This is a genomic window from Bradyrhizobium sp. LB13.1, assembly GCF_054056815.1.
This window is the reverse complement of sequence record NZ_JBSRYQ010000001.1, coordinates 5,905,777-5,919,391: the sequence shown is the minus strand read 5'-3', so window position 1 is coordinate 5,919,391 and position 13,615 is coordinate 5,905,777. Positions and strand designations below refer to the sequence as shown.

The 13,615-nt window shown below is 63.3% G+C and carries 9 protein-coding genes and 3 pseudogenes; 4 read left to right on the top strand and 8 right to left on the bottom strand.

Annotated features, from left to right (window positions below; translation table 11 throughout):
• Window positions 1–16: 16 nt before the first annotated feature.
• From ACVWYI_RS28745 to ACVWYI_RS28725, 5 genes and pseudogenes are all read right to left on the bottom strand, one after another.
• Window positions 17–1,302: pseudogene (locus tag ACVWYI_RS28745) on the bottom strand (ABC transporter substrate-binding protein).
• Between the two features lie 45 nt (window positions 1,303–1,347).
• Window positions 1,348–2,421 carry a branched-chain amino acid ABC transporter permease gene (locus tag ACVWYI_RS28740; RefSeq protein ID WP_354106672.1) on the bottom strand — a complete coding sequence of 358 codons (1,074 nt, stop codon included), beginning with the start codon at window positions 2,419–2,421 and terminating at the stop codon, window positions 1,348–1,350.
• A 3-nt stretch (window positions 2,422–2,424) separates the two neighbouring features.
• Window positions 2,425–3,318 carry a branched-chain amino acid ABC transporter permease gene (locus tag ACVWYI_RS28735; protein WP_247443650.1) on the bottom strand — a complete coding sequence of 298 codons (894 nt, stop codon included), beginning with the start codon at window positions 3,316–3,318 and terminating at the stop codon, window positions 2,425–2,427.
• A gap of 220 nt (window positions 3,319–3,538) precedes the next feature.
• Window positions 3,539–5,472: pseudogene (locus tag ACVWYI_RS28730) on the bottom strand (AMP-binding protein).
• Window positions 5,469–6,290, bottom strand: a complete 822-nt coding sequence (locus tag ACVWYI_RS28725) for an ABC transporter ATP-binding protein (protein ID WP_456663790.1) — start codon at window positions 6,288–6,290, stop codon at window positions 5,469–5,471. The pseudogene ACVWYI_RS28730 and the gene ACVWYI_RS28725 overlap by 4 nt, the downstream one beginning before the upstream one ends.
• Window positions 6,291–6,623: 333 nt before the next feature.
• On the opposite strand from ACVWYI_RS28725, the gene ACVWYI_RS28720 reads away from it, so the two are divergent.
• Complete coding sequence (locus ACVWYI_RS28720; RefSeq protein WP_247350462.1) at window positions 6,624–7,298, top strand: Crp/Fnr family transcriptional regulator; 675 nt, start codon at window positions 6,624–6,626, stop codon at window positions 7,296–7,298.
• Here the strand turns inward: ACVWYI_RS28720 and ACVWYI_RS28715 are convergent.
• Both ACVWYI_RS28715 and ACVWYI_RS28710 read right to left on the bottom strand, forming a co-directional pair.
• On the bottom strand, window positions 7,295–8,557 hold the full coding sequence (locus tag ACVWYI_RS28715; protein ID WP_456663789.1) for an MFS transporter: 1,263 nt from the start codon (window positions 8,555–8,557) through the stop codon (window positions 7,295–7,297). The genes ACVWYI_RS28720 and ACVWYI_RS28715 overlap by 4 nt on opposite strands.
• A gap of 123 nt (window positions 8,558–8,680) precedes the next feature.
• Complete coding sequence (locus ACVWYI_RS28710) at window positions 8,681–9,523, bottom strand: uroporphyrinogen-III synthase (protein WP_456649234.1); 843 nt, start codon at window positions 9,521–9,523, stop codon at window positions 8,681–8,683.
• A 160-nt stretch (window positions 9,524–9,683) separates the two neighbouring features.
• On the opposite strand from ACVWYI_RS28710, the pseudogene purU reads away from it, so the two are divergent.
• Window positions 9,684–10,548, top strand: a pseudogene (gene purU / locus ACVWYI_RS28705) (formyltetrahydrofolate deformylase).
• 45 nt (window positions 10,549–10,593) lie between these two features.
• Here purU and ACVWYI_RS28700 read toward each other — a convergent pair.
• Entirely contained in the window at window positions 10,594–10,878 is a 285-nt protein-coding gene (locus ACVWYI_RS28700; protein ID WP_456663788.1) for a hypothetical protein, read from the bottom strand.
• Window positions 10,879–11,400: 522 nt separating this feature from the next.
• Between ACVWYI_RS28700 and ACVWYI_RS28695 the strand changes: the two genes are divergently transcribed.
• On the top strand, window positions 11,401–12,591 hold the full coding sequence (locus ACVWYI_RS28695; protein WP_456663787.1) for an ABC transporter substrate-binding protein: 1,191 nt from the start codon (window positions 11,401–11,403) through the stop codon (window positions 12,589–12,591).
• 150 nt (window positions 12,592–12,741) lie between these two features.
• Window positions 12,742–13,611, top strand: a complete 870-nt coding sequence (locus ACVWYI_RS28690; RefSeq protein WP_456663786.1) for a branched-chain amino acid ABC transporter permease — start codon at window positions 12,742–12,744, stop codon at window positions 13,609–13,611.
• The last annotated feature ends 4 nt before the right edge of the window (window positions 13,612–13,615 follow it).

The window sequence follows — 13,615 nt, the reverse complement described above, 5'->3', positions numbered from 1 at the left end:
ACGTCCGACATTGTGGTTACCACCCCAGCAATTCCGGCTTGCGCGGCAGCTCCACGGTCTTGACCTTCTCGAGCTTGATCGTGCCCTTGGCCATGAGGCCGTTGAGGTCGCCGTCGGTCGCGCCCGCAATCTTGGTGCGGTACAGATCGACCTTCAGCGTGCCGCGGTGGTCCTTTTCGGTCCAGGTCGAGGGATTGCAGACGCCTTCCATGCCGGACGGCACCCAATCCTTCTTTTGGTAGAAACCCTTCACGACGTTGTCGCCGGTGGCGCCGCCGTTCTTGGCGGCCCAGTCGAGCGCTTCCTTCATGTAGAGAGCCGAGCAGACGGCGGCGATGTAGTGCACGGGGCGATAGACCTTGCCGGTGGGATCGGACATCTTCGAGATCTCCATCACCGTCTTCATGCCGGGCGCATCGCCGCCCCAGCTCACCGCGGTGCGCAGCGGGAAGATCACGCCATCGGCGGCATCGCCCGCGGTCTTGGCGGCGTTCTCGTCCATGCCCCAGACATTGCCCATGAACTGGATGTCGACGCCGGCGGTCTTGCAGGCCTTCATCACCGAGATGTTGGAAGCGGCGGTGTTGCCGAGATAGGCGTAGTTGGCGCCCGAGGATTTCAGGCTCAGGCACTGCGCACTGTAGTCACCCGGCGCGAGTGCGAATACCAGCGGCGGCAGCACCTCGAAGCCGAGTTCCTGCGCCATGGCTTCGCCGGCGGCCTTCGGTGCGTTCGGATAGGGGTGGTTGGCGCCCATGTGCACGAATTTCGGCTCTTGCCGGACTTGCCCTTGGCCTTCCAGTCTTCGGCGGCCCACATCAGCATCGCGCGCAGCGAGTCCGAATAGCTCGGGCCGTAGAAGAAATTGTAGGGCGCGGGCTTGGCCTTGCCGCTGACGCCTTCGGGGTCGGTGAGGGCGGCGGCGTAGGAGCCGGAGAGGTCGGGGATCTTGTCCTGGGCGAGGAAACCGGTCAGGGCCTCGGTGTCCGCTGTGCCCCAGCCCATGATTGCGGCGACCTTGCTGTCGGGCGCCGACCACTTCTTGTAGAGCGCGATCGCGCGCGGCACCTGGTAGCCATAGTCGTTGGTGTCGACGTTGATCTGCTTTCCGCCCACACCGCCGTTCTTGTTGACCCAGGCAAAAGTATCGGCGACGGCCTGCCCGTAGGGCGTGCCGACATCGGACGTGCCGCCGGAATAATCGGCGAGATGCCCGATTGCGATCTGCGCCTGCGCGCTTGCCGAGAATGCGGCGATGGCCAATGCCAGCGATGCGGTGCTCAAAAGGGATTTCGTCTTCATTGGTTGTCTCCTCCTGTTTATTTGTTGGTTAGAGAGTTGCCGTGCTCAATGCGAGAACGGGTAGAGTTTCCAGTACGCCTTGATCTGCCGCCAGCGATGGGCGAGCCCGTCCGGCTCGAACATCAGGAACGCGATGATGATCACCCCGATCGCGATCTCGCGCAGGAAGGTGATGTTGGTGTTGAGCGACAGCGCCTTGTCGATCGCGCCGCCCTTCAGGGCAACGCTGAGGAATTCCATCGTCTCAGGCAGCAGCACCACGAAGGCGGTGCCCATCAGCGTGCCCATGATCGAACCGGTGCCGCCGATGATGATCATGGCGAGGAACAGGATCGAGCGTTCGATGCCAAAGCCTTCCTGGGAGACCACGAGCTGGTAGTGCGCATAGAGCGCGCCGGCGATACCGGCGAAGAAGGCGGCGAGGCCAAATGACAGCGTGCGGTATTTGGTGAGATTGATGCCCATGATCTCCGCCGAGAGATAATGGTCGCGGATCGCCACCAGGGCGCGGCCGTCGCGCGTGCGCATCAGATTGGTGACGAGAACGTAGCTTGCGATCACATAGGCGAGCACGACATAGAAATACTGCCTGTCGCCGCGCAGCGTGTATCCGAAGAGCGAGAACGGGTTGGCGCTCGCCGGCACCGAGCCGCCGGTGAACCACTCCGCGCGGGAGAAGAAGTCGAGCAGGATGTATTGTGCCGCGAGCGTCGCGATGACGAGGTAGAGCCCCTTCAGTCGCGCCGCCGGGATGCCGAAGATCAGCCCGACCAGCGCAGTGACGACGCCCGCGAGGGGGATCGCGAAGAACACCGGGATCGATGCGTTGTTGGAGATGTAGGCCGAAGTGAAGGCGCCGAGCAGGAAGAAGGCGGCGTGGCCGATCGAAATCTGGCCTGTGAAGCCGACCAGGATGTTGAGGCCAAGCGCGGCGATCGAGAAGATGCCGATCTGGATCAGGATGCTGAGCCAGTAGCCACCAAGGAATTGCGGCACGAGGCAGAGCAGCACCACGCCGACGATCGCAAAGTTGCGGCTGGTCGTGGTCGGGAAGATCGTGGTGTCGGCCGCGTAAGAGGTGCGGAAATCACCAGCAGGGATGAGGGCGGGGCCGGCCATGGATCAGATCCGTTCGATGTCGTGGGTGCCGAACAGGCCGTAGGGCTTGATCATCAGCACGATGATGAGGACGTAGAACGGCGCGATCTCGTAGAGATTGCCCCAGTGCAGGTATTCGCTGTCGACATATTGCGCGATGTTCTCGAGTAGCCCGATGATGATGCCGCCGAGCACGGCGCCGCCGACGGAATCGAGCCCGCCGAGGATCGCAGCCGGAAACACTTTTATGCCGTAAGCGGCAAGGCCCGAGGATACGCCGTTCACGACCGCGACCACGACGCCTGCCACGGCCGACACCGTTGCCGAGATCGCCCAGGCCATCGCGAACACGCTTTTCACGGAAATGCCGAGCGACTGCGCCACCTGCTGGTTGAATGCGGTGGCGCGCATCGCAAGGCCGTACTTTGACGCGCGGAAGAACCAGGCCATGCCGATCATCATCGCGACCGAGACCACGAGGCTCATGACATAGACGGTCTGGATCTGGAGCCCGAACAGACTGACGGACTGGCTCTCGAACACGCGCGGGAACGGCTGCGGATTGACCCCGAACATCCACTTCAGCGTCGCCTGCAGTACAGTGGAGAGGCCGATCGTCACCATGATGACGGAGATGATGGGCTCGCCGATCATCGGCCGCAGGATCAGGACCTGCACCGCGATGCCGAACACGAACATGAACACCAGCGTCAGCGGCATGCCGATCCAGAACGGCACCTGGTATTTCGCGAGCAAGGTCCAGCACACCCAGGCGCCGACCAGCAAGAGCTCGCCCTGCGCGAAATTGACGACCTGTGTCGCCTTGTAGATCAGCACGAACGACATCGCGACCACGCCATAGAGCGTGCCGACCACGAGGCCGTTGACGAGGAGCTGAATGAGGAAGGCAGTGTTCATGTCGATGTCCGCGCAGAGTGCAAAAGCGATGACGGTGCACCCTCTCCCCTTGCGGGAGAGGGCGGCCTCGCGGAGCGAAGCCGGGTGAGGGGTTGTCTCCGCAGTGAGGATGCGGAGAGAGAACCCCTCACGCGCGTGAGGGTGTGGTTGGCGGCGGTGATGCCCTCTCCCACAAGGGGAGAGGGCGCATCGACTGGCCGCGCGTTCTCCCGAAGCGACCTCACTCCGCGGCCTCCGCCAAATGCCCCGGTCCACCCAGATCCACCACTCGCAGCGTCGTCCGGACCCTCTGCGTGGTGCCGTCCTGGAAGCGGATCATGGTGTCGACGGGGATGTCGGCGTCGCCGCGGTAGATCGCGTCGATGATGGCTTCGTATTTCTCGTTGATGACGCTGCGGCGCACTTTTCGCGTGCGGGTGAGCTCGCCGTCGTCGGCGTCGAGCTCTTCTTGTAGAGCAGCAGGAATCGCGAGATGCGCTGCGCCGGCGGCAGTGTGACGTTGACGGTCTCAACCTCCTTGCGGAGCAGCGCATAGACCTCGGGTCGCGAGGCGAGATCGCTGTAGGTCGTGAACGAGAGCCGGTTCTTCTCCGCCCATTTCGAGATGATGGAGTAGCGGATGCAGATCATCGCAGCGAGTGCGTCGCGACCCGCCCCTAACACCACCGCTTCCGCGATGTAGGGCGAGAATTTCAGCTTGTTCTCGATGAACTGCGGCGAGAAGCGCTCGCCGCGCGAGGTCTCGGCGAGATCCTTGATCCGGTCGATGACCACGAGCTGCTTGTTGTCGTTGAAATAGCCGGCGTCACCGGACAGCATCCAGCCTTCCCGAATATCGGCAACGCTCGCCTCCGGGTTCTTGTAGTAACCGAGGAACATGTGGGGATGCCGCACCACGATCTCGCCGACGCCGTGAACGTCGGCGTTGTCGATGCGGATTTCGACGCTGTCGGCCATCGGCACGCCAGTGGTGTCAGGATCGACTTTGCCCTCGGGATGCAGCGTGTAGGCGCCGAGCAATTCCGTCTGGCCGTAGAGCGTGCGCAGCGGCACGCCCATGGCCTGGAAGAACTTGAAGGTCTCGGGGCCGAGTGCCGCGCCGCCGGTCGCGGCCGACCGCAGCCGGGTGAAGCCGAGGCGGTCGCGCAGCGCGCGGAACAGGATCGCGTCAGCAAAGCCCGAACGCTTGCCGTCTGCGAGCGCAGCGAGACCCGACTTCATGCCGATGTCGAACAGGCGCTGCTTGAAGGGCGTCGCGTCCATTACCTTGGCGCGCACGTCCGCAGCGATCGATTCCCAGACGCGTGGCGCGAAGAGCACGAATGTCGGCGCGATCTCGCGCAGATCGTTCATCATGGTATCGGGCTCTTCGACGAAGTTGATCTTCATCCGGCACAAAAGGCCTTTGCCGAGCACATAGACCTGCTCCATGATCCAAGGCAGCGGCAGCACCGAGACGTATTCGTCGTCCGGTCCTTTCGGGTCAAAGGCGAGATAGGTCGCGCAATGGCCAAGCACGCGACCGGCGGCGAGCATCGCAAGTTTTGGATGCGAGGTGGTGCCTGACGTCGTGCAGAGGATCGCGACGTCCTCGCCCTTGGTCGCGTCGACCAGGCGGTTGTAAAGCTCAGGCTCGCGCGTCGCCCGGGCACGGCCGAGCTCGGCAAGCTTTTCCGCGGACATCAAACGCGGATCCTCATATTTCCGCATGCCGCGCGGGTCGGAATAGATGATGTGCTTCAGCCTCGGCACGCGTTCGGCCAGCGTAAGCAGCTTGTCGACCTGTTCCTCGTCCTCGGCGAAGACGAGCTGGGCTTCACCATAGTTGAGGAGATAAGAGGCCTCTTCGTCCAGCACGTCGCGATAGAGCCCGAGGCTCAATCCCCCGATCGCGTGAGCCGCCACTTCCGCGGCGACCCAGTCCGGCCGGTTGTCGCCGATGATGCCGATGACATCCTCGCGCCCCAGGCCCAATTCGACCAGACCGAGCGCGAAATCGCGCACCCGTGTCTGATAGTCATTCCAGGTGAAGGGGCGCCACAGCCCGAGATCCTTCTCGCGCAATGCGATCTCGTTACCGTACTCCTTCGCGTTGAGCCGGAGCATCTTCGGATAGGTGTCGGCCTGCGCGACGCGGCCCGCGTAATCCATCATGCCGCGCTCTCCTGCGCCGGCGGTGCATCGTCGGGATCGACCAGCACCTCGTCCTCTTCGCCGAGATAGGCGCGCCTGACGTGGGGATCGGCGAGCACGGCGGCCGGATCGCCTTCGGCGATCTTGCGGCCGAAATCCAGCACCATGACGCGGTGGGAGATGTCCATCACCACGCCCATGTCGTGCTCGATCATCACCACGGTCATCCCGAACTCCTCGTTGAGGTCGACGATGTAGCGGGCCATGTCCTCCTTCTCTTCGAAGTTCATGCCGGCCATCGGCTCGTCGAGGAGAATGAGGCGCGGCTGCAGTGCCATGGCGCGGGCGAGCTCGACGCGCTTGCGCAGGCCGTAGGAGAGGGTGCCGGCCGGCGCTTTTCGCACCGACTGGAGGTCGAGGAAATCGATGATCTCCTCGACCTTACGGCGGTGCTCGAGCTCTTCCTTGCGCGCGCCGGTGAGCCAGTACAGCGAGCCCGTGAGGAAATTGTTCCTCAGCAGGTGATGGCGGCCGACCATGATGTTGTCGAGCACGCTCATGTGGTGGAACAGTGCCAGATTTTGGAAGGTGCGGCCGATGCCGAGCGAAGCGCGCGCGTTGGGCGTCAGGCCGGAGATGTCGCGGCCCTGGTAGAACAGCTGGCCTTCGGTCGGCTTGTAGCGGCCGGAAATACAGTTCACGATCGAGGTCTTGCCGGCGCCGTTGGGGCCGATGATCGAGAACAGCTCGCCATCCCTGATGGCGAAGCCGACATCGGTCAGCGCACGGACGCCGCCGAATCGCAAGGACACGCCGCGCACTTCGAGACTGGTAGCCACCAAACAAATCCCTCCCGGTGATGGCGCATTCAGGGGCGCTCTTCGTCCGTTTCTCTTCGGCGATCCTAGTACGGCTGTGCCGGTGAGGCCATGCAGCAGATGGTCTCGACCGGAGCCGCGCCACTCTCGTTCCCGTTGGGATCAAAAGCCGCATCGTCCGAGGTGGTCCTCAATAGGGGAAAGCGCTATTTTGAAATGTCTCCCGCCTGACAATTCTGCGACAAAGTTTTCGGGCGGTAGCAGCCTCCGTCTTTCGTCGGATGGTGGTCGAAGCGGCCATGCTGCAATGCAGCAGAACAAGGAGTGGCGAACGGTGCGGCTGGCTTCGGGATCATGATTTCAGAGGATCAACTGAAGCGCGTCGCTGCCTGGGCGCGCGAGCTCACAGAAAGGGAGATCGAGGTCGCGCGTGCCGGGATCACGGAGCGGTTCTACGGCACCGGCGAGACCGTGTTCATGCGCGGCGACACGTTCGACTATTGGGCCGGCATGGTTTTTGGGCTTGCCCGGATGGGCGGGGTCTCGCGCGACGGCAAGGAGACGAGTCTGGCCGGGCTGACGGCAGGGGCATGGTTCGGCGAAGGCAGCGTGCTGAAGAACGAGCCGCGCCGCTATGACGTGGTCGCGCTGCGCAACAGCCGCGTCGCACTGATGGAACGTAGCGCCTTCATGTGGCTGTTCGAGAACAGCGTTGGCTTCAACCGTTTCCTGGTGCGCCAGCTCAACGAGCGGCTCGGCCAGTTCATCGGCATGCTCGAGGTCAACCGCACGCTGGATGCTACCGCGCGGCTTGCCCGCAGCATCGCGTCGCTGTTCAATCCGATCCTCTATCCGGAATCGACCGCGCATCTGGAGATCACCCAGGAGGAGATCGGCGCGCTCTCCGGAATGTCCCGCCAGAATGCCAATCGCGCGCTGAACCGGCTGGAGAAGGAGGGCTTGCTCCGGCTGGAATATGGCGGCGTCACCATTCTCGATATCGAGCGGTTGCGCGGTTACGGGGACTAGCGCCCATTGGCAGGAGCGTGCACCGGCCAGAGGTCGGCACGCCAGCGGATTGCGATCGCCAGCATTGCGATGAATCCTGAGGCGGCATAGAGCGAACCCGTCGCCGAATAGCCGATGACGTCGATCAGGCTGCCGGCTGCGAGCAGTCCGATCGGCAGGCCGTAGATCACCATCATGCGCACGCCCATGACGCGGCCGCGCAGATGCGCACTCGCCGTCCGCATCAGAATCACGGCAGCTGAAATCATCGACATGCTCTGGGCGATGCCGGCGAGGACGAGGCAGGCCATCGCCACGGGCATGGTTCTGATCTCGACGAACACCAGGAGCATGGCGTACCAGGCCAGCGTCGCGCCGATCAGAAGCCGGGCAATGCGCACTCCGCCGACGAGGCTGAGCGTGATGGAGCCGATCAGCGAGCCGACGGCGAAGCTCGCCGAGAGATAGCCGAGGCCGGTCTGGTCGGTATGAAAGATGTCCCGCGCGATGTAGGGCAGCAATCCGCCGGTGAAGGGAAATGCGGTGAGATTGGCCAGAAAGGCGACGCACAGCGCTGCGCGCATCCCCGGGCCATTCCAGGCGTAGACGATCCCTTCCTTCAAATCGCCCAGCAATCTCGAAACGGCGCGGCCGTTCGCCGGGAGATCAGTTGTGACAACTGTTTTTTCCGGCCGGGTCAGGCAGAGCATGAGAAGCGCTGCCACAAAATAGAGACAGGCGATCGCCACATAAACGAGGCCAATGCCGAGGACGGCGAACAGCCCGGCGCCCGTCAACGCGCCGGCGATGCGCGCGCTGTCCTGGGTCGTGCGCGCAACGCTGATGGCGCCCACCAGTTGCTCGGCCGGCATGATCTCGGCAAGCAGCGCGCCGCGAACGCCGAGATCGGAGGGGCGGATCAGGCCCATGATTGCGACGATGATCATGACGCTCAGTGGCGACAGATGACCGGTCAGGGCCAGAACCATGATGGTCGACGAAAGCACCGCATAGGCAAGGCGCATTACGACCAGGAGATCGCGATGACCCATGCGGTCGCCGATCATGCCGAGCACCGGTGCGACGAGCGTTCCGACGAATTGCAGCGACGCAAGCACGGTGAGCAGCAACACCGAGCCGGTCTCGATCAGAATGTACCAACCGAGCACGAGAGTCTCGACCTCGAACGCCCAGGAGGTGAGCAGATCGGATGGCCATTGGAAGCGGTAGTTGCGGATGCGAAACGGCGCGAGCGCGGAGGGTCGTGCGGCTGTGCTCAAGGCGCGATGGCGCGTATCACGGCGATTCCCTTGCCTTGTTGCTTCTTCTTGCTGTTCGGCAACCTAGCGCTGGCGATGCTCGTGTCAATCGGCGCCGCCGCAGGCCGGCCCCGCGCTCGGCTCCTACGTCGCCGCGGGTCTCGGCTTCCGCTCCGCCAGCGCCGCGGCCATTGCCGAGATCAGCGGCCGCATGAAATAAGCTTCATCCGCGGGCGAGACGTCGGTGCGCAGGCCATGCGCGGCGAGTTCGCCTGAGACAGCAGGTCCCACCGAGGCGATCAAAGTGCGCTCGAAACCTGCGCGCAGCTTCGCCTCGCTGCCATGCGCCTTCGCGGCTTCGATCAGGCGGCGCACCTGGCCGAGATTGGTCAGCGCAATCGAATCGATTCGCCCCTCGACCATGTCGTCGATCGCGGTGACGATGTTCGCATCCGCTGCCTTTGAGTCGTAGGCATAAGGCAGCACGGCATCGACATCGGCGCCTTGCGCGGCAAGCGCGCCGGTCAGCGCGCTGTGGTCCTTGTCAGGATAGAGCTGGAGGCCGAGGCGATGCCCCTTCAGGTCGAGCTTGCCGAGCATCTCGATCACGCCCTCGGTGGTCGGCTTCTCCGTGGTCTGCTGCGCCTCGAGTCCGACTTCGCGCAGTGCCTTGCCGGGCTTCGGGCCACGGGTGAATTTTCGCGCCTTGCCGAGCGCCGCGACAAAGGCTTGGTCGAGGCCGCGCGCGACGGCGAGTTTCATGATCCGGCGCAGGCCTTCGCCGGTCATCAGGACGAGGTCGTCGAACGGTTTGTCGATGGCACGGCGGATCCAGGCCTCGACCGGGGCGGGGTCGGGTGCATCCTGGATGGTGAACATCGGGCACTGCACGACCTCGGCGCCTTGCTCGGCCAGCAGCTTCGAGAACTGCGCCTCCTCGCGCGTTTCCAGGATCAGGATGCGGTAACCGTTCAAGCGGTCGGCCATCGGCGTACTCCGGTCAGTCAAAGCAATGGTACATTCAGCCTGATTCCTCGCATCATGTTCATTCAAGTCTTGGGATTGGCGCAAGGGTGGGGTCGGTGATAGAGCAGGGCGCAAATCGCGGGTCGTTTCGCAGCCGCTGCCCAAACCTTCATCAAGGCCCATGCCCGATCATCAATATGTCCTGACCCTGTCCTGTCCGGATCGTCCCGGCATCGTCTCGGCAGTGTCGACCTTCCTGGCCCCATAACGGACAGAACATTCTCGACGCCCAGCAGTTCGACGACATCGAGACCAAGAAGTTCTTCATGCGGGTGGTGTTCACCGCCGCCGACCTTGCCGTGAAACTGTCGGCGCTCCAGACCGGCTTTGCCGCGATTGCCGAGCGTTTCGGCATGGAATGGCAGATGCGCGACCGTGCGGCGCGTCGCAAGGTGATGCTGCTGGTGTCGAAGTCCGACCACTGCCTGGTCGACATCCTCTATCGTTGGCGCACCGGCGAGCTGCCGATGAATTTGGCCGCAATCGTTTCCAACCATCCGCGCGAAGTCTATGACGGGCTCGATTTCGGCGGGGTTCCCTTCCACTATCTGCCTGTTACGAAAGAGACCAAGCGCGAGCAGGAGGCGCAGATCCTCGACCTCGTCGCCAAGACCGGGGCCGATCTCGTCGTGCTCGCCCGCTACATGCAGATATTGTCGGACGATCTCTCGGCAAATCTGTCGGGACGCTGCATCAACATCCACCACTCGTTCCTGCCGGGTTTCAAGGGCGCAAAACCCTATCACCAGGCCCATGAGCGCGGCGTCAAGCTGATCGGCGCCACCGCGCATTACGTCACACGCGATCTCGACGAGGGCCCGATCATCGACCAGGACGTCGAGCGCATCAGCCATCGCGATACGCCGGAGGATCTCGTCCGCAAGGGCCGCGACATCGAGCGTCGCGTGCTGGCGCGTGCGATCCGCTACCACCTCGACGACCGCGTCATCCTCAACGGCCGCAAGACCGTGGTGTTTATGGATTGATGTTGCTTCACCGCTCCCGCTTGCAGGGCGAGGGAGCGCACTGTTCTAGCGCGCCGCGTTGCCCGACGTAGACCCCGTTGCGCCCTTCTGCGCCTGCTCTTCCTTTTCGCGGTCCGCCGCCGGCATCAGCCGCTTGCGCTCGCGCTCCTTCAGGTACGCATCGTATTGCGGCGTGCCGGGTCGCGGCGGTGCGTCGGCCGGCAGACCGCCGGCCCATTGCGGGACGTAGTCGCCCATGCCGGACGAGAGCTTTTCGTTCACGGTGCCGCAGCCGGATAGCCCCCCGGCGAGTGCGAGGAGGATCAGGAGGGAACGAAAAAACTTGGGCATTGTACCGGCACGCGCGAGGTCAGTCATTTTGGACGCCAGGGCTGGCGCCGTGAGAGTAGCCTTCAACAAGGTAAAAGAGACTTATTCGAGGTAGGTAATTAGCTACCGAGGAGTGCCGATCCAAGCCACGAAGATGTTCAAATTCTGCAAATGAAAGGCGAAATCCTCCATCCACCCGGCTGGCTGCGGTTGTAGACTCCGGCAAGGGCTCGCGGCAAAGTGGCTTGATCAGCGAGGGGGCTTTTTCGGTGACAGGTCCATTTTATTTGTACAATCGTACAAATGATGGCGACCGCAATCGCGATGCCCGGTTACCCGACGTAACTCCGACATCGCTTTCGGATGTTGGCAATCGGAACGCTCGGCTTGCGCCGAATGGTCGCCAAACGTCCGATTGACAATAAGGGCGCGAAAGACGCCTTGTGGCGCGCGACATCACGCGTGCGTGACCTAAACTTAGCGCAAGGACCGGGCACTCGGTCCGGCGCACAAGAGATCAGGAATGAAGGGGAGGGACATCTGATGTTCGAACGCAAACAATTGTCTCATAAGGCCGTTTGGGCCGCAGCAGTGGCCGCCATCGCCGGCCTTGCTTCCGTCGCTCCGGCGGAGGCCGAGGACAGCGTCAAGGTCGGCCTGATCCTGCCCATGACCGGCGGCCAGGCCTCGACCGGCAAGCAGATCGAGAACGCAATCAAGCTCTACATGCAGCAGAACGGCGACACCGTCGCCGGCAAGAAGATCGAGATCATCCTCAGGGACGACGGCGCGGTGCCGGACAAGACCAAGACGGCCGCGCAGGAACTGATCGTCAACGACAAGGTCAATTTCATCGCCGGCTTTGGCGTGACGCCGGCCGCGCTCGCTGCGGCTCCGCTCGCGACGCAGGCCAAGATCCCGGAAGTCGTGATGGCGGCCGGCACCTCCATCATCACCGAGCGCTCGCCCTATATCGTGCGCACCAGCTTCACGCTGGCGCAGTCCTCCACGATCATCGCCGACTGGGCGGTGAAGAACGGCATCAAGAAGGTGGCGACGCTGACCTCGGACTACGCGCCGGGCAATGACGCGCTCAACTTCTTCAAGCAGAACTTCACCGCCGGCGGCGGCGAGGTGGTCGAAGAGGTGAAGACGCCGCTTGCCAATCCCGATTTCGCACCGTTCCTCCAGCGCATGAAGGACGCAAAACCCGACGCGATCTTCGTGTTCGTGCCGGCCGGCCAGGGCGGCAACTTCATGAAGCAGTATGCCGAGCGTGGGCTCGACAAGGCCGGCATCAAGGTGATCGGACCGGGCGACGTCACCGACGACGACCTCCTCAACAACATGGGCGACGCCGTGCTGGGCACGGTCACCGCGCACCTCTATTCGGCGGCGCATCCCTCGCAGATGAACAAGGATTTCGTCGCGGCCTACAAGAAGGCGTACGGAAACCGGCCGGGCTTCATGGCGGTGAGCGGCTATGACGGCATTCACCTGATCTACGAAGCGCTGAAGAAGACCAACGGCGACACCGACGGCACCAAGCTGGTCGAAGCCATGAAGGGCCAGAAGTGGGAGAGCCCGCGCGGCCCGATCTCAATCGACCCCGAGACCCGCGACATCGTGCAGAACATCTACATCCGCAAGGTCGAGAAGGTCGGCGGCGAGCTCTACAACGTAGAGTTCGCGACCTTCGAGGCTGTCAAGGATCTCGGTAAGACCAAGAAGTGACGCGCGAAAGCGCGTCATCCCGGAGCCCGCCTCCGGTGTCTGCGTCATGCCCGGGCTTGTCCCGGGCATCCACGCAAAGCCGGGAAAACCAGGCAGAACGTGGGTGGCCGGGACAAGCCCGGCCATGACGCCCAACTCCAAGCTGAGACGATGACCTCTATCCTCACCAACCTGTTCGATGGCGTTGCCTACGGCATGCTGCTGTTCGTGCTCGCTTGCGGGCTTGCGGTCACGCTCGGCCTGATGAACTTCGTCAACCTCGCCCATGGCGCCTTCGCCATGGCCGGCGGCTATGTCTGCATGGTGCTGGTCAACCGGATGGGCTGGCCGTTCTTCGCCGCACTTCCGCTTGCCTTCGTCTCCGCTGCTGCGATCGGCATCGTGCTCGAGCGCACGCTGTACCGACACCTCTATGCGCGCAGCCATCTCGACCAGGTGCTGTTCACCATTGGTCTTACCTTCATGTCGGTCGCGGCTGTCGATTACATCCAGGGCTCGTCGCGGGTCTTCATCAACCTGCCGGCCGCGCTCCAAGGCCAGTTCGACGTGTTCGGCGTCGGCATCGGTCGCTACCGCCTGATGATCATCGTGATCTGCGGGCTGCTCACCATCGGTCTCCAGATGGTGCTGGTCAAGACCCGGTTCGGCAGCCGCCTGCGCGCCGCGGTCGATGATCCCCGCGCCGCCAGCGGCCTCGGCATCAACGTGCCGCAGGTGTTCGCCTTTACATTTGCCTTCGGTTGCGGCCTCGCCGGCCTCGGCGGCGCGCTGAGCGCCGAGATCCTCGGCCTCGACCCGTATTTCCCGCTGAAGTTCATGATCTACTTCCTGATCGTGGTCACCGTCGGCGGCTCGTCCTCGATCACCGGCCCGTTTCTGGCCTCGCTCCTGCTCGGCATCGGCGACGTGGCCGGCAAATATTATGTGCCGAAGATGGGACCTTTCGTGATCTACACCATGATGATCGTGATCCTGATCTGGCGCCCGAACGGTCTGTTCGGCCGCACGGCCGCGCGTTGAGTTG

Bases quoted from the DNA above. Each gene is read 5' to 3' on its own strand.
- ACVWYI_RS28740 (WP_354106672.1), bottom strand. From the start codon at position 2,421: ATGGCCGGCCCCGCCCTCATCCCTGCTGGTGATTTCCGCACCTCTTAC.
- ACVWYI_RS28735 (WP_247443650.1), bottom strand. From the start codon at position 3,318: ATGAACACTGCCTTCCTCATTCAGCTCCTCGTCAACGGCCTCGTGGTC.
- ACVWYI_RS28720 (WP_247350462.1), top strand. From the start codon at position 6,624: ATGATTTCAGAGGATCAACTGAAGCGCGTCGCTGCCTGGGCGCGCGAG.
- ACVWYI_RS28710 (WP_456649234.1), bottom strand. From the start codon at position 9,523: ATGGCCGACCGCTTGAACGGTTACCGCATCCTGATCCTGGAAACGCGC.
- ACVWYI_RS28700 (WP_456663788.1), bottom strand. From the start codon at position 10,878: ATGCCCAAGTTTTTTCGTTCCCTCCTGATCCTCCTCGCACTCGCCGGG.
- ACVWYI_RS28695 (WP_456663787.1), top strand. From the start codon at position 11,401: ATGTTCGAACGCAAACAATTGTCTCATAAGGCCGTTTGGGCCGCAGCA.
- ACVWYI_RS28690 (WP_456663786.1), top strand. From the start codon at position 12,742: ATGACCTCTATCCTCACCAACCTGTTCGATGGCGTTGCCTACGGCATG.